This is a genomic window from Burkholderia sp. BCC1208 (assembly GCF_902833095.1).
In the GTDB taxonomy this organism is placed as follows: domain Bacteria; phylum Pseudomonadota; class Gammaproteobacteria; order Burkholderiales; family Burkholderiaceae; genus Burkholderia.
On the sequence record NZ_CADFDY010000009.1, the window covers coordinates 90022 to 107609 of the forward strand.

Below are 17588 nucleotides of genomic sequence, written 5' to 3' on the forward strand. Positions count from 1 at the left end.
TTTGATGTTGTCTACCGTCCGGTCACTCGGGCGAGCCAGTCTTTCACCGCTTGCAGTTTTTATTTCCGGAAAGTGCTGCTACCATTCGTTTGTGGAGTACTCACTACATGAAACGCCGATTCCAGGTTGTCTTGGGCCGCTGTCCGGTAAGCAGGAGATAGACGAATGAACAACGAACTCGACGATCCCTGCAGCGCTTTCGCTGCGCGGAGTATCTGGAAATCGCCTTCCGACGCGAGCAATCCTGAAATGATCCCGGTCTTCGGCGGAGGTGCGTCTCAATCGCTGCTCGATCTGGACATGCACGCGTTGCGACATGTTTCCCGTGCGACGGCGAACGAGGTCGCACCGGCGGCGCGCATTGGAAAATTGCTCGAGGCCGCGATGCAGGGCGCGGCGGCGACCTGGGGACTGATTGCGGTCATGCGCGACGGCGGCTGGGAGGGTGCCGCCGAGGCGACGGCATCGGGTGCGCCGAACGTCGACGTGGAACGGCTGCCGATCGATCGGCTTCCGGCCTCCATCCTGGCGGCTGCCGTCCATCTGCGCAATGGACTGGTGCTGCACGACGCCCGTGCCGCCGATCAATGGCGCATGGACGACTATGTGCGCCGTCGCAAGCCGCGCGCCGTGATCTGCGTGCCGATCCGGTGCAACGGCGCATTGACCGGCGCGTTGTATCTGGAACACGGTGACGCGCCAGGCGTCTTCACGCCGGCGAACGCCGCGTTGGTCGAGATCATTGCACTGCATGCCGGGTTCGCGCTGGAGAACATTCGTCTTCGCGACGAGCTGGCCGCGCTGCACGCCCGCCTGGGCAGCACCGAAGCACGGATGCACGACACGCTGTCCCAGATGGATCGCGTCGATCGGCTGAAAGCCTATGGGGAGCTGGCGGCGTCGATCGTGCATGAAGTCGCCCAACCCGTCACGGCAATAGACACATCGGCGCGCGCCGGGCTGAAGTGGCTCGACCGCAGTGCCCCGAATATCGATGCCGCCCGCGAGATGCTCGCCCACATCTGTGCATGCGCCGTGCGTGCGCGAACCATCATCAGCGCGCTGCGCGCGAGGGCGCGGCACGCAGCGCCCGTCTTCACCGTGTTCGATCTCGCCGATGCGCTCCGCGAGGCGGCCGAATTCGTGGAAAGCACGCTGGACGCGATGAAGGTGAGCCTGCGCGTCGAAGGGTTCTCGTCCCCGATGCCGATGCGCGGCGAACGCGTGCAATTGCAGCAGACCGTCATCAGCTTGCTGATGAACGGCGCGGAAGCCATGCTTGGCATTCCAGAGGATGAACGAGTGCTCGTGCTGACATGCGAATCGGCCTCCAACCTCCTGCGCATCCGCGTCGACGATTGCGGCGACGGCCTCGATCCGCAGTTGGCGGAGCGCATCTTCGAACCGCTGTTCACGACCAAGCCGCATGGCATGGGCATGGGCCTTTTCATCTGCAAGTCCATCGTGGATGCGCACCACGGTCAACTGGAGCTGACGCCGCGCTCGGAAGGCGGTACTCGGGCAACGGTGACGTTGCCGCTCTTTTCGATGTGACGCACACGGGTTCCATCGCGAGCGGGCGATCAACGGGCGTGGCGGGATGGCGTGCGCATTCGGTAACGGATCGGGTGCCTATACGAACGTATGGGGCGACTTATCCCGACGCGTCATCCGGCTAGCTGCAGATTCAATGGATCGGGTCGGCACCGCGACTTATGCTCGTCCCACCGGTACACGAATCGCATTGACGACGGCTCGAGCGGCAGGTCGTCGAGTCGGATCGCGATGTGGCGGATATGTGATGCGTGTGCGTCGTGACGATGCAGACGACCGGAACGTGCGTGCTTCTCGATACCCGAAATCCAAGGAACCCATCATGAAACTCCGACGAATCGTTGCAAGCGGCGGCCTGGCCGTCGTCCTGACTGCCTGCTTGCATCTGCAGGCATTTGCCGATGAACGGCCCGATACGGCGGGCGCTGATGTCGCGGCGACCTCGACCACGGCGACTACGTCGGCCCAGTCCGCCGGCACGACGAAAAAGGCCGTGCGTGCAGCCAATCGCACATTCTCGCGCTCGGTTCAGAAAGTGCTGGCTCACACCAAAGGACTGGAAGGGAAGCCGATCACGGTATTCGGTAACGCTTCGACGGGGCGGGTGACGCTGGCAGGCCAGGTGGAAAGCGAAGACCAGGACCATCTGGCGGTCGAGGCGGCCAGAAAGGCTCGCGGCGTTACGTCGGTGAACAGCCGGATCACGCTGCGACCGCAAGGCGGAGCCTGAGCGCCGGGCGGGCGCACTGCCGGGCCGGATGGCATGGTATCGGTGACCTGCGTGCGCTCGCTTTCACATGACCGATCCGATTGGCTGGGAGAAGTGGCGATGGCGACAGTGCCTGAAGCGGACATCGTGGTTCGCACTTTGATCAATGTCCTCGATCCTTCGCTGGAACAACGCGATGTCTGCTTGCGAGCGCAGCGCGCGCGATACAAGTCGCGACGCTTCGGTGTGCGTCAATGCGACGAACCCGAGGTGCTCGCGCGGACCGAACCGCTTTCCAGCATAGCGGTGACGGAATGCCTTTCGCTATCCATGATCAGCGTGTCATGGAGCGACTCGTGTTCGGGGCGGTATACCGAGCAAATCTGGTGCAGGAGCCGCGCGCGCGTCCCGTCGGTCTGCGTACTGACCGGACGTGCAATACGGCGCGGCGATCCCGTGTTCCGTCCGCGTGCGAGCGATATCTGCCTGCCCTCCAACCGTCAGCGGATGATTCTCGCCGCGACCGTTCAACCATGCGACGGCGGGTCTGCACCCGATACGATCTAGCGGTACGCGCGAATCGGTCATGCATTCGCGGGTGTGGTGCGAGCCGGGCCTAAGGCGACGGGACCGTCACGACGATCAGTGCCGCACCGTGAAGACGTTCGGCCAGATCGAAGTGAACGGGACGCTCGCGCCACCAGCGCGCGAATCCGCTGCGGGCGCAATGCCCGACGACGACCAGGTCCGGACGGGTCGTCACCGCATGTGCCGCGATGGCGTCGGCCGGGCGTCCGAACCGCACGTAGCCGCGCGCGGCGATACCATCGTCCGCCAGTGCGCCGATCGCCCGTTGAAGCTCGTGACGCGCGAATTCCTCGATGCGGTGGTGGGCGAGATCGCCGAGCATTCCGGCCGCCTGCGCATTCGCGGTCACGGGGTCGACAACGGCCACGACGTCGACCTCCGCCGACAATGCGCGCGACAGCGCCGCACACCGCACGAGTGCGGCCTTTGCCTCATCGGTCCCGTCATAGACGAGCAGCATTCTGGAAAGCGATGACATGTGTTTCGCGTGGGTTGTGGGAATGAACGCGTCCGTGGCGAGCACCGGCATGCGTGGCGCGTGCCCGGATACTTCCGCCGCAGCGGACGCGGTTGTCTACACTGAACACGCAAGGCATCCCGTTTATTCCAGCGTCGTTCGAATGTCAGCCGCAGGTTTCGGTGTCGACGCAATTTTCCGTCGGCATGCGCGATTCGCGGGGCTCGTCGAACGCCACGCGGATCGCTTTGCGCGCGCGGGATATTCGGCTCATGATCGTGCCGACGGGTATATCGAGCGTATCGGCTGCTTCCTGATAGCTGAACCCGTCGATGCTGACCAGCAGCAACGCGATGCGTTGGGGTTCCGGTAACCGTGCCACGGCATCGATGATCTGCCGGACGGCCAGGCCGGTTTCGGACGTGGAGCGCGGATCGGCGACCGTTTCCATCAAGGCGTCGTTCCAGTCGAGCAGCAGGCGGTCGCGATGATTGCGTTGGCGCAATTCATTGAGCCATATCGAATGGATGATCGAGAAGACCCAACTCAATGGCGACGTATCGGAGCGCAGTTGATGAGCCCGCTCGAGCGCGCGAACGCAGGCACGCTGAACGAGTTCTTCTGCATCGTACCGATTCCCGGTTATGCGCATGGCGAACGACCGAAGGCGTGGCAGCATGTCGGGAAGCATCATTGAAAGTTCGGTTTGCTTCATGGGCTACTCGAGTCCGGCACGGGATCCCGGCTGCGCATCACGCGACGCGTCGACCTGCGGCACGCGCGGAATGGATCCCTTGGGAAAAGAATGTTCAGATGCGGCGGTTGGACCGACGACGTGGGTCGTTACGATCCGGGCAACCGTGCGATTTCTGTACCGACGTATTGGAACGTCGCAACGTATCGGGCTTATTTCGTCGGACGGGGTGAATGCAACGTCATGTACCTGCGACGCGTCCGGATACATGGAGAGACAATCGAAGGCTCGATATGGACGACGGCTTGCAAGCGCAGCGTCGTGACTCGACAGCGGTTCCCGTCATCGACGGGCACGATTGCGGGACGGCGGAGTTCGCGTGGCGGGATGGATCGCCGACGGCGGCGCAACTGCGCGGCATGCTCGAATATCGACGGGGCGGGTCGCCATCGGGTGACCGGTTGCCTCGATGCAGGGCTGGCGGCCAATGATTCGGGCAGCAGGTTGCACCTGTCGTGCAGGATGCGTGGAATCGGCGCGCGGGCGCGACACGGCGAACGTCTGGATGGAATCCAGGCCAGACGATTCGCCGGGCGGCCGGCCGCGCTGCACTCGAATCACTCGTCCGTCGGGCGGCCGTGCGGATCGAAACAAATGAACATTGGAACGGGACCGTATGCAGGGGCGGTCAGGGCGCTGCGGGCGTGCCGACATTGCACCGCCAGGGCCAGACCTGATAAAGAGGCCGGTGTTCAATGGCCGGAATACAGCTTCCTCAGTGCGTCGAGCTCGCCGCTCTGCCGCGCCCGCTCGAGTTCCTGGCGTACTTCCGTACGCGTCTTCGCCATCGGCGCCATGGCGACCGGTGCCCACTGATTGGTGGCCTGGGCATCGTGATTTCCCGTGATCGAATCCGCGGGGGTTGCCGCATAGACCGAGGCCGTCATCGCGAGCGCGGCGAACGCGAAGGTGATCTTGAATGTATTCATGTCGGAATCCTTAAAATAGATCGATCGGAAATTACGCACGGCATCTGATGAAGTCGGGAGCACGCATGAGCCAGCCGCGTGATGGTTCGTCGCCAGATTCCGTCGTGTGTGTATTGGGCGCCGGGAAGGTATCTCGCATGTGTCCGGGGCGCGGCATTTTGCAATGCCGTGTATCCGTCCATCGGCGGGATACATTCGGATACGAAATCGCCCGTCGTCGCGGGGCGCGAGCCGGCTTCGACGGCCGGCGCGCCACCGGTCGGTCGTGCTGCTCGCGTGTGCTGCCGGCCGTTCGGGAGGAATTGGGCGCCGCGCTCGTTTTTGCGTTTGGCGCGACAGGTGCTGAGCCCGGGAGAGGGAACGTCTCCGTCGGTGAAATCTCGGTCCGCTTTCACGCCGGTTCCGATCTGACAACAACGGCTGTACGTGTCGTCGAAGCGACGAAACGGGGACGACAGTCGATTCGGACGATGCACCGCCGGAAGCGGACCGATTCGAACGGGTGGGCTCGACTGTCGGGGCCGGCGCCGGAGGCGCGTGACCCCGGGTCGTGCCGAACCGGGGCCCGTTGTTGCGTTGGCGAATTCGGGCTGGAATAATCGGGCGGCTCACGTGTTTTCAGTGGTGCCGGCAGAAGGTCGTTGCGATCGGTGGGGGGCGGCAACGACCGAGTGGAGTCGACGTTGGGGAACCGGCCATGGCATGCGCCGCGGCTGCGTGTCCGGCCGAACGGATGCGGCCGGGTATCCCGCTCCGAGCCGGCGCACAGGTACCGACATGTCGCGTACCGCGCCGCCGTGCCAGCGGCGTCCGGGTTCATGCCTGCCACCGTTTCCTTACTGCATCCGCATGATCGAACTTTCGACACGACGCTTGATTGAGCTTTGCCCAGGGCCGCCACGGCTGCAACGTGCGATCGACGACAATGCGCCGTCCGTCCTGATCACCGGACACGGTGCGGCGGCACCGTCGGTCGCCGCGGCGATGCAACGCGAATATGCGTTGCGCGCGGTGCTGCGCGATGGCTGGTCCGCGGTTCCGCAAGCAATCGTGTCGCACGGCGGCGGAGCCGTGCTCGTCCTGGCCGATCCGGGTGGGGAGCCGCTGTCCGTTGCCGGTGCACCGCAGGAAGGGCCGGCCGCGTTCCTGCGGCTCGCGATTGCGCTTGCGACGACGGTGGGCGCAATGCATGCGGCCGGGGTCGTGCATCGCGCACTTGCGCCGCATCGCTTCCTGGTGGATGACGACGGCCGTGCGTTCCTGACGGGCTTCGGCCATGCCGTCTGCCCCGGTGCGATCTACCCGTTGCGCGACGCCGAGCTCGATTGGAACGTCGCGAATTTCGTCTACATGGCGCCCGAACTCGGCGCAGGCATGAACACAAGTGTCGACGCTCGGGCCGACCTCTACTCGCTCGGGTGCATTCTCTACGAGCGACTGGTCGGGGTGCCGCCGTTTGACGCGATCGATGCCGCCGCACTCGTGCATGCGCACGCCATGCATTCGGCGCGGGCGCCTCACGAGCGTGCCGGGCACGTACCCGAGCAGATCTCGCGGATCGTCATGAAGCTGCTCGAAAAAGCCCCGGAGCAACGCTACGGCACCGCCGCGGCGCTCGTCGCCGATCTGCGGCGATGCGAACGGCGCCGTCGCCGCGATGAGACTGCTGCTCAAGCCCGTTTACCCGATGTGCGGGGCGCCGGGCAGCGCTCGGAGGCGCTGGCCGAGGTGCGGCAACGGCAGGCCGCGCATGCCGGGGGTTTCGATGGGGCGGGCATTCTCACCGGGAATCGTTTGCACGAACTGGACGTCCGGGCGGTGCTGCGCATCTCGAATGCGCTGGCGAGCGACATCGTCCCGGCGCGCCTCGTGGAGACGCTGTTGCGCACGACGCTCGAAAGTGCCGGGGCCGAATACGGCGCGCTCGCGGTGCTGCGCGAGGGTGCATGGCATGTGCCGGCGCGCGCGGACGTGGTCGACGGTACGATCGTCGTGACGCAGGCGGCCGAGCCTTTCACGGCGGACGTGCTGCCCGTGTCTCTCGTGCAGGCGGTGGCGCGTACGCAGGAGGGCGCGGTGCTCGACGATGCGTCCGAATCGCCGGCCCACGCACAGGATGCGTACGTTCGGCGCAAGCGCCCCCGGTCGGTGATGTGCGTGCCGCTGATGCGTTATGCGACGCTCGTCGGTGTTCTGTACCTGGAAAACAATCTGGCGGCGCGAATGTTTACCGCGGCCAACGCAGCCCTGGTGGAAGTGATCGCGTCGCAGGCCGCGTTCGCGCTCGAGAATGCACGGCTCTACGAGGAACTGGTCGAGCAGAACCGTCAGCGCGCACATGCCGAGGAACAGCTGCGGGCCGCACTTGCCAGCCTCGAGCGCGCCAGCCGCCTGGAAGCGATGGGCGAGCTCGTCGCGTCGATCGTTCATGAAGTCTCGCAGCCGATTGCCGCCGTCGATACGTCGGCGAGCGCGGCATTGCGTTGGCTGAGCCGGGAGCCGCCGGACGTGGGCGAGGCGCGGGAAATGCTCGTGCATATCAACCGGGGGGCGGCGCGAGCCAAGAGCATCATCCAGGCCTTGCGCGCAAAGGCGTGCAAGGCCGAGCCGCAGTTCGCGACGGTCGATCTCAACGAGGCCGTCCAAGAGGCAGCGGTGCTCGTCGCGCGGCAACTCGACGCGCTCGATGTCGTGTTGGATCTGCGCGTCCAGGACAGCCCCGTCTATGTTCATGGCGACCGGATCCAGCTCCAGCAGGTCGTGATCAATCTGCTCACGAACGGTGCTGAAGCGATGGCGGGGCTCGCGACGGTGCGTTGCCTGTCGCTTGCTTGCGAAGCGGACGGCGTTGACAGCGCACGCGTGACTGTAGAGGATCTCGGCAGCGGTATTGCGCCGGATATTGCAGACCGGCTGCTCGAACCGCTCTTTACGACCAAGGAGAACGGGATGGGCATGGGCCTCGCCATCTCGCATTCCATCGTCGATGCACACGGCGGGACGTTGACGTTGTCGACCCGCGACGGCACCGGTACGCGCGCAATCATCATGCTGCCGCGGGCCGATCCATGACCGGGTCGTCCGCCGGCGCGCGGCGCGGCGGACCGACCGGTTCTTCGAGATGTCTTTGAGCCGCCACGCGGCCATCCCTGCAAATTCACCAGTGAATACTTCGATGCCCGAAACCAGAATGCCTTATTCGGATCCTTCATCTGCGGATCGGAACGGTCGTGTCGTCTACGTCGTCGACGACGACGAGTTCATTCGTGCCGCGCTGATCAGCCTGCTGCGATCGATTGACCTGGACGTTCGCGCATTTGCGTCGACCGAAGCATTTCTCGCGGCGCCGAAGGGCGCCGGACCGTCGTGCCTCGTGCTCGACGTCAGGCTGCGCGGGCAGAGCGGGATTGCATTCCAGAAGTCGCTGGTCGAGAACGGCGGTCCGCAGATGCCGATCATCTTCATCTCGGCGCACGGTGATATCGCGATGACGGTGAAAGCAATGAAAGCCGGTGCGATGGATTTCCTGACGAAGCCGTTTCACGATCAGGAAATGATCGATGCGGTGATCGCAGCGCTCGATCGCGATGCGAAACGACTGGAGGCCGATCACTCGCTGCTCGATCTGCGCGCATGTTGGGAATCGCTGACGCCGCGAGAATGCGAGGTGCTGCAACACGTCGCGGCGGGCTTGATGAACAAGCAGGTCGCGGCGAACATGGGCATTGCCGAGATCACGGCCAAGATCCATCGCGGTCAGGCGATGCGCAAGATGAAGTGTCGCTCGGTCGCGGAACTGGTGCGCAAGATGAGTGCGCTCGGCATCGGGCAGCCCTCATGTTAGCGGCGGCACCGTTATCGAGGGAAAACCTACCCCATACGTAGATATGGTGACGGTGCGGCGGCGTGGCGGTATGCTGGCAACTCGGGCAGCCGTAGTCGGGACGGTCCGGTCAGCTCACTCGCCATAAGCAGGGATGCCTTTTTCACTCTCAGCCACCGATCTCGTATCGATTGTCGACGACGACCCGTTCGTGCGCGCCGCCGCGAGAAGCTTCGTGCGTTCGCTCGGCGGGGAGGCGCACGAGTTTGCGTCCGGCCCGGCGTTCCTGGCTTCGGACGTGGCGTCGCGAACAGGCTGCCTGATCTGCGACATCCAGATGCCGGAGATGGACGGCCTCGAGGTGCTGGCCCGGATCGAAGCCCGCGGCCTGACCATTCCGACCGTGTTCGTCACGGCATTCGCCACTGCCCGCGAGCGCGAGCGCGTGCGGGCCAGCGCCGCGCTGTGTCTGCTCGAGAAGCCGATCGACGCGCAGGAGCTTCAGACGTGGCTCGCCCGCGCGCTCGGCTACGGCTGACCCGCCGCGGTTTGCCGCCGCGCCGACCTAAACCTTCGTAGGGGGTGGATGGCCGCTTGTTTGATGGTGCGAGCCCCCACCTGCGTGTTCTCATCGTTCCTGTACCGTCCGCCGTGGCGGCGACAGGAGAACGAAGATGGCGAACCTTCCTACCTTATCGTGCGGGGCCTTGTCCGAGTTCCGCATTGCGCGTCGCATCCGCAACGTCGCCCGCGTAGGGTTCCCGTATGTGCGCGAGTTCATCGTGTGGCCCGTCCGTCTTGTCGTCGCGGCCGGCGTGCTGCTCGTCGCGGAGCGCATGCATGACGCTCGTGCCATGCTGCCGAACGCGTTGCCTCCCGTGGCCGGCGGCAGTCTGCTGCTTGCAAGTGCGGCCGGTATCCTGTTTGCGCTGGCAGCGGTGCTGTGGCTGCGCACGCGGAGGCTGGACACGAGAATCCGGCAGCTCGCCGCGGCAATCGAGAATCATGGCGTCGAGGCGCTGCCCGATGCACTGGTCGAGCGCGGCGGCCCCTCGATCGCAAGGCTGACGCGCGCGATCAACGACGCGCATCGCCAGCAAGCGGAACGCGTGACGGAATTGCTGCATGTGCTGGCCGCGTACGCGCATGATCTGCGCACGCCATTGACGCGGATGATGCTGCGTAGCGGGATGCTGGACGATGGCGCGTTGCGTGACGCGATGGAGCGCGACCTTGCCGAGATGGGGGAACTGGTCGAAGCGAGCCTTGCCTGCGCACGACTTCAATGCAGCGTGGCGGAGCCGCCGCGGCGCGTCGACGCGGACGAGTTGCTCGGCGCGCTGGTCGGCAACTATCGCGACGCGGGCCTGACCGTCGGCCTCGACGGGCGGGTGGGCCGTCCGCTGGTCACTTGCCCGCACGCGCTGCGTCGCGTGCTCGTCAATCTGATCGACAATGCGCTGCGTTACGGCGGCGACGTCCGCCTGTGTGTCCGGGTCGAGGCAAGACGTGTGATGCTCAGCGTGGTGGATTCGGGGCCCGGCATTTTGCCGGCGGAGCTGGAGGCGGTGTTCGCGCCCTGGTATCGTGCGCCGCAGACAGCGGCGCGCGCGTCGGGATCGGGGTTGGGGCTGGCGATCGCGCGCCGTCTGACGCAGGCGATGCAAGGGGAATTGCAGTTGAACAATCGCAGTACCGGAGGCCTCGAAGCGAGAGTGACGTTGCCGCTCGCCGTCGCATGACGGCATGGGGAGATGATGGCGGCCGAAGAGGCCCGTCTTCATCGATGCGCAACGTCGGCCGCGTCGATAAATCGGCGCGCCATGGAATGACATGAACCGGTCAGGTGTTGTGAACAAGTAGCACGTCATCGGGTTGGCGCGCCGCCACTGAACCAGACCTCTTCCAGATGAATTCCATGGACTCGCCTCGGATTCCGGTTGTACCGCATCGTCCGCTGGCAGGCAGTGATCACCGAACGCTGGTACTCGCCGCGCTAGGCGGGGCACTGGAGTTTTACGATTTCGTGATTTATGTGTTTTTTGCGGCGGTGATCGGTCATCTGTTCTTCCCGCAGTCGATTCCGGACTGGCTGCGCCAGGTGCAGACATTCGGCGTGTTCGCGGCAGGCTATCTCGCGCGGCCGCTCGGAGGCGTGGTCATGGCGCACTTCGGCGATCTCGTCGGCCGCAAGCGCATGTTCACGATGAGCGTGATGCTGATGGCCTTGCCCACGCTGATGATGGGGCTGTTGCCGACCTATGAGTCACTTGGGGTGGCGGCACCCGTCCTGCTCCTGCTGTGCCGGGTGTTGCAAGGCGCCGCGGTGGGCGGCGAGGTGCCCGGGGCCTGGGTATTCGTCTCCGAACATGTGCCGTCGCGTCATGTCGGCTATGCCTGCGGTCTGCTGACGGGCGGTCTTACGTTCGGCATCCTGCTCGGCTCGCTGATCGCATCGGCGATCAACCATCATTATTCGCCCGCTGCAATCAGTGCCTATGCGTGGCGGATGCCTTTTGTCATCGGTGGCCTGTTCGGGATCTTGTCCGCGTTTCTGCGGCGCTGGCTCAATGAAACGCCCGTCTTCATCGAAATGAAGCAGAGCCGTTTGCTGGCCGGCGAAGTGCCGTTGAAAGCCGTGCTGCGCGATCACCGCCGGGCAGTGCTCGTCTCGATGATACTGACGTGGACGCTGACCGCGGCGATTGTCGTCGTGATCCTGATGACGCCGACGCTCGTGGCAAAACGCTTTCATATCGCGCCCGCGCTCGCGCTACAGGCGAATTCGGCGGCCACGCTCTGCCTGACGATCGGATGCGTGATCGCCGGTTCGGTGGCGGGGCGGATCGGCGCCGGTCGCACGATCTTCTTTGGCTGCCTGCTGCTCGGCGCATCGTATTTTCTGATGGTCACGCAACTCTCCACGAATCCGTCGTCGCTGCTGCCGCTCTACGCGGTATCCGGCTTCTTCGTCGGTGCGGTTGCGGCGATTCCGGTTGCGATGGTCAACGCGTTTCCGCCGATCGTGCGTTTTTCGGGCATCTCGTTTTCGTACAACGTCGCGTATGCCGTGTTCGGCGGTCTTACGCCGGTGTTCGTCTCGGTGATGCTGAAATCGAATCCGCAGGCGCCGGAAATTTATGTAGGCGTGCTGTGTATCGTTGGGGCGCTGGCAGGTCTCGCGTTGCGCCCCGTGCGCAAGCCTGTTATCAGCGTGAACGGGCCCTAGGCAGAGGCCGTTGCTGGCGCACCCAGCTTCGCACCGAAGAAATCGCCGAGCTTCGATACGGCGGCATCGACGTACGGCGCCTTGTCGTACAGGGCGACATGGGTGGCGCCTTCAACCCAGAACAGTTCCTTGGGTTCCTGCGCATTGGCGAAGGCGTCCGTCGACATCCACGACGTCACGGCCTCGGTGCCGACGATCATCAGCAACGGACGCGGTGCGATCAGGTCGATGAACCGGAATGCGTCGAAGTGTGCGATGCGATCCACACTGTTCCAGGTGAAGAACCTGGCCGAGCGCGGGTGATGCGCGCGCGGCGAGCAGTAGTACTCCCAGCCTTCGAACAGATGCAGGTTGCCCGTACGTGCCGGCTCTTCAGCCGGGAAAATCGGAAACCCACCCACGCCTTCGCCGTTGACCTCGGCAGTGCGCGCCGCTGCGGCGGCATCGAGCATGCGCTGGAAGATCGCGGGATCCTGCCGACCATCCGCGCCGAAGCGAAACTGCAGATTGATGTCCGCGGCGCTGACCGTCGCCACGGCCTTGATGCGATGGTCGGTGGCGGCGGCGGGAACGACATAGCCGCCAGATGCGCAGATGCCCAGCGCACCGATGCGGCTCGGATCGACGTCGTCGCGTGTCGTGAGGAATGAGACGGCGGCCTTGAAGTCCTCGACGCGGTGGGCGGGATCTTCGAGTCCGCGCGGCTCGCCCCCGCTCTCGCCCTGGTGTGCGGCGTCGAAAGCAAGCGCGATAAACCCTTGCTGGGCCAGACGCCGCGCGTACAAGCCTGCAGCCTGTTCCTTGACGCCGGCGCCAGGATGGCCGACGACGATTGCGGGACGCAAAATCCCGGCTTCGGCAGGCTGAAGATAGAGGTGGCCGGCGAGTTTCACCCCGGCGCTGTCGAAGGTGACGAATATTTTCATGGTCGATCCAGTGGCTTGCAAAAAGAGGCGCTTCCTGCATCGGCTCGCAGTAACCGTCAAGTTACGCCGAAGACTCGTGCGAATCACGATCCACATACATTCGTATGTTCATCGCCTAATGCCCGGGCCGACGTGAAGTCCCGCGCTTGCCACTGCGCCGCGTGCAAGCGGCGACAGCGGAAAGGAATCCAGCAGGCGTGCAATAGCCTCGCTGGAGGCGCCGGGCCGTCATGCCGTGCGCGCGTGCGTCGTGTCGCGATGCCGGTCGGGCGAAGTCGCATCGGCGGTATTGTCGCCTTGGGATTTCGACGGGCTGTTCTGGTCCGAGCGTGCGATCTGCAGCGCGGTGGCGATGTCGTCCGGATAGCGCGGTTCGCTGCGAGCCGGGTTGTAGCCGGCCTGTTCGAGTCGCACGAGATCGGCGCGCACGGCGGCGCGCGTGAGGCTGGGCCCGGCATCGGCGAAAGACACGAGGGGAACGACGGCAAGCACCGCGGCAGCAAGGATTCGAGTGGCTTTCATGTGAGCGCTCCTGAAGTCAAGTGATCGGATCGACCGTCGGACATCCGAATCAGCGTCGTATGTCGCATGTCTTCCGCATGTCGGCAGTAGAACTCGCCAACGTATCCGCCATGTTTCCGCTACCCGGGATTCGTGCATGCTGATGTTTCGGGAGCGGCTCTTGATACGGTGCGATACAAAATCGGGGGGTGCCGTATCAGTCTTGCCGCCACTGCTTGGCTCACTGCGTCACCCTCGATATGGTCCGGGGGCCAAACCATCGATGGTCCCGATCATCCCTTCGTACGAGTAGTCTTGCGCATTCGATTTCGATACCGTGTCTTCACTGCGACGCGGCGTGCGCTCGCAGTTCCGTTTCGCGGCGGCGCTCCGGCGCGTTGCCCGGGAAACCCCATACCGCTCGAGGATGAAGGCAAATGTCGATAAGTGAACGGATCCAGGCGTTCCTCGCCATCAGCGAGGTCTTTCTTCGTGGCGCCGGCCGGGACTTCGCCGACGAAGCGCGCATGACGACCGTGCGCACGATGTCGATGTGCCCGGCTACGGAATCGCCGCTTTCTGACGAGCGATGCCAAGCGACGGAGCCGTGTGGTCGCCATCGCGCAGTGGTTGCCGTGCGGGATTGAACATACGAACGTATGCGGTGCATCATCGGAACGGTTCGTTTCCCCGGCGGCAGATTGTGTGGATCATATTGCGACCGGCCGCCGACCTTGTCGCGATGGGCACGAATCGATGGGTATGTGCTCATGCGGGCGGCCAGTCGAACTCGACGCGCGCGGCCGCGCGTAACGCCACGCCGACGCGTCGCTGCGGCGCTGGCAGCTCGAATGGGCCGGATTTTTGAACAAGAGGAGCCATGATGGCCTATCCACGCACGATGTCCCCGCGCGTCGCGTCGTTCGGGCTACTCGGCGCGCTGCTGACTGCATGCGGATACGGCGCGACATTTCTTCTGTCGATGCATTTTCGTTCGGCAGGAGGCAACGACGTCGATACGGGGGCGGCACTGGCCGAAGCCATGGTCGGTACGCTGATCGGCCTGCCGCTGGTCGCGTGGCTTGCGCACGGAATCGGGGCGGCGCGGACGACCGCGCTGGCTGCGCTGGTCGTCGGTGCGGGCGTCGCCGGCTTTGCCGTGATCGGGCGCACCGGCTCGTTGAGCGTCGTGCCGGGATTGCTGGTCGGCGTCGGTTGGGGCGGGTTCTACCTTGCGGCGCCGATGATGCTGGCGGAGCGGACCACCGATACCGAGCGCGAGCGCTGGTTCCTGCGGTTCGGCTCGTTTCAGATGGCCGGAGTCGGGGGCGGGCCGGCAGTCGCCGCGCTCGCGATTCGCAATTGGCACTGGACGACGGGCGCGGTGTTCTGCACCGTCGGCGGATTGTGCGCGATGGCTGCGTTGATGCTGGAATGCTTCGGGCGCCTGTCGCCTGCGCCGCTCCCCGTCGTGCCGCCGGCACGGGAACGGTGGTTGCGCGAGATGCGTGCGATTGCCCGTACGCATGCGATCTACCCGATCGCGATCATCGCGCTCGGCTCCAGCGTCTTCTCGGGGCTGATGACGTTCCAGATGTCGATGGCGCAGGAAACGGGGGTGAAGGCGGGCACGTTCTTCGGCCTCTATTCGGCAACGGTTGTCGTCACGCGCTGGCTGCTCGGTGCGATCGTGATTCAGCTACGTGTCAGCGCGACCACGCAGATCCTCCTCGGCTTCATGATACTGAGCGTCGCCGTGACCTTCGCCGTGCCGCACAACACGATGCTTCATTCGGTCAGCGCCGTGCTGCTCGGGACCGGGTATGGCCTCATCTATCCGATCGTTCAGGCGCAAGCCGTCAACAGTACCGATGCGCGGCACCGGCACGCGGTGCTGACCTGGTTCGTGGCGTCCTATTTCGTCGGCGTGTTCGGATTCCCCGCTGTCGGCGGACTGGTGCTGGTCAGCATGGGCAAGACGACGCTGCTGCTGCTCATCGCCGCGTGTGGCCTGGCCGCGCTGCTGCTGTCGATCGTCGAACACCGGAAGAGAGCCTCGCTCGTGGCCGTCTGAAGGCACGGGAAAAGTCACCCCCCACTCGCCGGACAAACCGTGCGGATCAACGGGTGAAGATCTTTTCACGCGAAAAAATCTTCATTTGGCCTCGTCTTCAGCGTGACGGTGCCGTCACGGCTTCGTCGAGAATCGCCCGGACTTCGCCGAGCAGCCCGGGGATCGCGCCATGGCTCGTGTGCGTGAGCCGCAGTATGCCGTCGATCGTGCACACGCCGATGACCTGGTCGTCGGCGAAGCCCGAAGTCACCAGCGGGCCCCATAGCGCTTTGAGCGACAAGCTGTCGTAAGCGGCGGCAATGGGCTGATTGCCCAGATTCGACAGCAGAACGTCGAAGGCCAGCACGGCCGACAGGAATCCGGCCGCGTGTTGAACGTTCGGCCGCGCGGACATCGCGGCATCGAGCGTTTTTAGTTCCGCCGCGACGCTCGCGCGCGTTTGAAAAGGTGCGAGATCCTGTTTGATCTTGCGGGCGACGGTCCATAGATCGGTACCGCGCGGGTAGTCGTCGACCGTGATGGTCTGCGTGATGTACGCGCCGTTGGCGATGCCGATTTCATCGGCAAGATGGCGCACGTCGATCGGCGTGACGGTGCGCAACGCGCGCTCGGCCCATTCGCTCGACAGACGCCGGCCTGCTTCGTGAACGGCCGCGGCAACGGCGCCGTGCACGGTGGTTTGCTCGACACGCGCGCGGGCGATGAGCCGGCGCGTCGATTCAGCCGAAAGCTCGACGGCGTCGACACGCGGCACGTCCGCGGCGTCCGGGCGAAACGGCTTGGGCGCGGGCGCCGGCAGTGCGTCGGGCAAGACGGCGGTCCGGTTCAGGTCGGCGTCGAGCACGGCCTCCAGCGACGGCACCAGCGGCAACGGCGCCAGCGACTCGCCCGACAGCAATCGCAGCAGATCTTCGATCAGATACGCGCTGCCCATGCCGTCGACTACGGAATGATGCGCGACCAGGATCAGCGCCGAGTCGCCGTCGCCTTGCAGCACGGTCGCGCGCAACAGCGGCGCTGTCGACCAGTCGAAGCGCGTCGCGATTTCGCGGGCCGCTTCCGCGTGCCACGAAGTTCCGCTCTGCTCGATCACGCGCAATGGCACCACGGCATCAGGTGTGCCATGGAAGCCGGAATTCATCTGCGCGTCCGCGGCGATATAGGTCGACAACAGCGGATGCCTCCGCTGGAGCGCGCGAAAAGCCGCATGCCATGCTGTCGGCGGAAAACGGCGATCGATCTCCGCGACCATGGCGAAATGCGTCGGCCGATTCTGATCGAGCAACCAGAACAGGTGTTCCGTACCGCCGAGCCCGCGGACGAATGCCGGCACGGTCGATTGATCGTTGTCGATTTCCTGTTGCTGGTTCTGCATCGTCTCGCTCCTGCGGAAGAGGTGTCTGCATCACAGAACACGCGAGAACGGATCGCTATTCCGCCATTTTCGGATGACCCGATATGTCGGACTGCTTTTTGGCGTCGTCGGGGCTGTAGGTCACGTAGAGCTTGGTATAGCCCGGCGTGTCGAAATGCCCCGTCCATCCCTTGGGAAGCGTGACGGCTTCGCCGGTCTTCACGACCATCACCGAACCGTCCGACGACGTCAGCTTTACGCTGCCCGACAGAAAGTACAGGAACTCGTTGTACGGCAATCCTTGCGGCCCCTTGATTTCTTCACGCGAAGGCCCGGATCGATAGACGCCGGTCTGGTAAGCCGTATCGGTCGACGTGAACGTCACGACGTCGGCGCTCCGGTCGCCACTTTCGTCTTTTTTCACGACATCGGCGCGAGCGAATATCGCACCGGCCAGCTCGGACTTCGACGCCTTGATCGGCTTGATCGTTTCAGCGCGCGCGCCGGCCGAGGCCATGACGCCGATCAACACCAGCGTTCCGATTGCGTATCTGGTCATCGGTGATTTCTCCTTGGGTCTTCCTGTGGCAACGAGGCAAATGAGCGGGCTCGCCATTGCAGCGTCATTTCATTGGAGCGCCATTCTGTCGGAAAAGCGATCTTCATTTTGGAGCGTTAGCGAAAACGGAA

Annotated in this window: 16 protein-coding genes; 9 read left to right on the forward strand and 7 right to left on the reverse strand. The window is 64.5% G+C overall.

Annotated features, from left to right (window positions below; translation table 11 throughout):
- Window positions 1–165 precede the first annotated feature (165 nt).
- The 3 genes from HWX09_RS21855 to HWX09_RS21865 all read left to right on the forward strand — a co-directional run bounded on the left by HWX09_RS21855 (window position 166) and on the right by HWX09_RS21865 (window position 2830).
- Window positions 166–1554, forward strand: a complete 1389-nt coding sequence (locus HWX09_RS21855) for an ATP-binding protein (RefSeq protein ID WP_027786182.1) — start codon at window positions 166–168, stop codon at window positions 1552–1554.
- A gap of 322 nt (window positions 1555–1876) precedes the next feature.
- Window positions 1877–2284 (forward strand): BON domain-containing protein, encoded by a 408-nt coding sequence (locus HWX09_RS21860; RefSeq protein ID WP_027786181.1) that lies wholly within the window; start codon window positions 1877–1879, stop codon window positions 2282–2284.
- A 99-nt stretch (window positions 2285–2383) separates the two neighbouring features.
- On the forward strand, window positions 2384–2830 hold the full coding sequence (locus tag HWX09_RS21865; protein WP_080681406.1) for a DUF3331 domain-containing protein: 447 nt from the start codon (window positions 2384–2386) through the stop codon (window positions 2828–2830).
- Between the two features lie 49 nt (window positions 2831–2879).
- On the opposite strand, the gene HWX09_RS21870 is transcribed toward HWX09_RS21865, so the two are convergent.
- The 3 genes from HWX09_RS21870 to HWX09_RS21880 form a co-directional block, all read right to left on the reverse strand.
- Complete coding sequence (locus HWX09_RS21870; RefSeq protein ID WP_027786180.1) at window positions 2880–3311, reverse strand: universal stress protein; 432 nt, start codon at window positions 3309–3311, stop codon at window positions 2880–2882.
- Window positions 3312–3474: 163 nt separating this feature from the next.
- Entirely contained in the window at window positions 3475–4023 is a 549-nt protein-coding gene (locus HWX09_RS21875; RefSeq protein WP_027786179.1) for an RNA polymerase sigma factor, read from the reverse strand.
- 731 nt (window positions 4024–4754) lie between these two features.
- On the reverse strand, window positions 4755–4991 hold the full coding sequence (locus HWX09_RS21880) for a DUF4148 domain-containing protein (RefSeq protein WP_027786178.1): 237 nt from the start codon (window positions 4989–4991) through the stop codon (window positions 4755–4757).
- A gap of 849 nt (window positions 4992–5840) precedes the next feature.
- On the opposite strand from HWX09_RS21880, the gene HWX09_RS21885 reads away from it, so the two are divergent.
- From HWX09_RS21885 to HWX09_RS21905, 5 genes are all read left to right on the forward strand, one after another.
- Window positions 5841–8063, forward strand: a complete 2223-nt coding sequence (locus HWX09_RS21885) for an ATP-binding protein (protein ID WP_051421433.1) — start codon at window positions 5841–5843, stop codon at window positions 8061–8063.
- Window positions 8064–8166: 103 nt separating this feature from the next.
- Window positions 8167–8835: a response regulator gene (locus HWX09_RS21890; RefSeq protein ID WP_027786177.1), complete on the forward strand. Its 669-nt coding sequence runs from the start codon at window positions 8167–8169 to the stop codon at window positions 8833–8835.
- 133 nt (window positions 8836–8968) lie between these two features.
- Window positions 8969–9352, forward strand: coding sequence for a response regulator (locus tag HWX09_RS21895; protein WP_027786176.1), 384 nt, complete (start codon window positions 8969–8971; stop codon window positions 9350–9352).
- 136 nt (window positions 9353–9488) lie between these two features.
- A complete protein-coding gene (locus tag HWX09_RS21900) occupies window positions 9489–10556 on the forward strand; it encodes an ATP-binding protein (RefSeq protein WP_051421432.1) in 1068 nt (355 codons plus the stop codon).
- A 167-nt stretch (window positions 10557–10723) separates the two neighbouring features.
- Window positions 10724–12043, forward strand: a complete 1320-nt coding sequence (locus HWX09_RS21905) for an MFS transporter (protein WP_027786175.1) — start codon at window positions 10724–10726, stop codon at window positions 12041–12043.
- On the opposite strand, the gene HWX09_RS21910 is transcribed toward HWX09_RS21905, so the two are convergent.
- A complete protein-coding gene (locus tag HWX09_RS21910) occupies window positions 12040–12969 on the reverse strand; it encodes an alpha/beta hydrolase (protein WP_027786174.1) in 930 nt (309 codons plus the stop codon). The two genes, HWX09_RS21905 and HWX09_RS21910, sit on opposite strands and share 4 nt — an antisense overlap.
- 228 nt (window positions 12970–13197) lie before the next feature.
- Window positions 13198–13491 carry a DUF4148 domain-containing protein gene (locus HWX09_RS21915; RefSeq protein WP_027786173.1) on the reverse strand — a complete coding sequence of 98 codons (294 nt, stop codon included), beginning with the start codon at window positions 13489–13491 and terminating at the stop codon, window positions 13198–13200.
- An 859-nt stretch (window positions 13492–14350) separates the two neighbouring features.
- Here HWX09_RS21915 and HWX09_RS21920 point away from each other — a divergent pair.
- Window positions 14351–15544, forward strand: coding sequence for an MFS transporter (locus HWX09_RS21920; RefSeq protein WP_080681405.1), 1194 nt, complete (start codon window positions 14351–14353; stop codon window positions 15542–15544).
- Between the two features lie 97 nt (window positions 15545–15641).
- Here the strand turns inward: HWX09_RS21920 and HWX09_RS21925 are convergent, their stop codons facing one another.
- Together HWX09_RS21925 and HWX09_RS21930 are read right to left on the reverse strand one after the other, a co-directional pair.
- Window positions 15642–16919 carry a condensation domain-containing protein gene (locus tag HWX09_RS21925; RefSeq protein ID WP_027786171.1) on the reverse strand — a complete coding sequence of 426 codons (1278 nt, stop codon included), beginning with the start codon at window positions 16917–16919 and terminating at the stop codon, window positions 15642–15644.
- 55 nt (window positions 16920–16974) lie between these two features.
- On the reverse strand, window positions 16975–17514 hold the full coding sequence (locus tag HWX09_RS21930; RefSeq protein ID WP_227789564.1) for a cupin domain-containing protein: 540 nt from the start codon (window positions 17512–17514) through the stop codon (window positions 16975–16977).
- Between the last annotated feature and the right edge of the window lie 74 nt (window positions 17515–17588).

Excerpts from the sequence above, each read along its gene's own strand:
- HWX09_RS21855 (WP_027786182.1), top strand. The coding sequence starts at position 166 with ATGAACAACGAACTCGACGATCCCTGCAGCGCTTTCGCTGCGCGGAGT.
- HWX09_RS21860 (WP_027786181.1), top strand. The coding sequence starts at position 1,877 with ATGAAACTCCGACGAATCGTTGCAAGCGGCGGCCTGGCCGTCGTCCTG.
- HWX09_RS21865 (WP_080681406.1), top strand. The coding sequence starts at position 2,384 with ATGGCGACAGTGCCTGAAGCGGACATCGTGGTTCGCACTTTGATCAAT.
- HWX09_RS21870 (WP_027786180.1), bottom strand. The coding sequence starts at position 3,311 with ATGCTGCTCGTCTATGACGGGACCGATGAGGCAAAGGCCGCACTCGTG.
- HWX09_RS21875 (WP_027786179.1), bottom strand. The coding sequence starts at position 4,023 with ATGAAGCAAACCGAACTTTCAATGATGCTTCCCGACATGCTGCCACGC.
- HWX09_RS21880 (WP_027786178.1), bottom strand. The coding sequence starts at position 4,991 with ATGAATACATTCAAGATCACCTTCGCGTTCGCCGCGCTCGCGATGACG.
- HWX09_RS21885 (WP_051421433.1), top strand. The coding sequence starts at position 5,841 with ATGATCGAACTTTCGACACGACGCTTGATTGAGCTTTGCCCAGGGCCG.
- HWX09_RS21890 (WP_027786177.1), top strand. The coding sequence starts at position 8,167 with ATGCCCGAAACCAGAATGCCTTATTCGGATCCTTCATCTGCGGATCGG.
- HWX09_RS21895 (WP_027786176.1), top strand. The coding sequence starts at position 8,969 with ATGCCTTTTTCACTCTCAGCCACCGATCTCGTATCGATTGTCGACGAC.
- HWX09_RS21900 (WP_051421432.1), top strand. The coding sequence starts at position 9,489 with ATGGCGAACCTTCCTACCTTATCGTGCGGGGCCTTGTCCGAGTTCCGC.
- HWX09_RS21905 (WP_027786175.1), top strand. The coding sequence starts at position 10,724 with ATGAATTCCATGGACTCGCCTCGGATTCCGGTTGTACCGCATCGTCCG.
- HWX09_RS21910 (WP_027786174.1), bottom strand. The coding sequence starts at position 12,969 with ATGAAAATATTCGTCACCTTCGACAGCGCCGGGGTGAAACTCGCCGGC.
- HWX09_RS21915 (WP_027786173.1), bottom strand. The coding sequence starts at position 13,491 with ATGAAAGCCACTCGAATCCTTGCTGCCGCGGTGCTTGCCGTCGTTCCC.
- HWX09_RS21920 (WP_080681405.1), top strand. The coding sequence starts at position 14,351 with ATGATGGCCTATCCACGCACGATGTCCCCGCGCGTCGCGTCGTTCGGG.
- HWX09_RS21925 (WP_027786171.1), bottom strand. The coding sequence starts at position 16,919 with ATGCAGAACCAGCAACAGGAAATCGACAACGATCAATCGACCGTGCCG.
- HWX09_RS21930 (WP_227789564.1), bottom strand. The coding sequence starts at position 17,514 with ATGGCGAGCCCGCTCATTTGCCTCGTTGCCACAGGAAGACCCAAGGAG.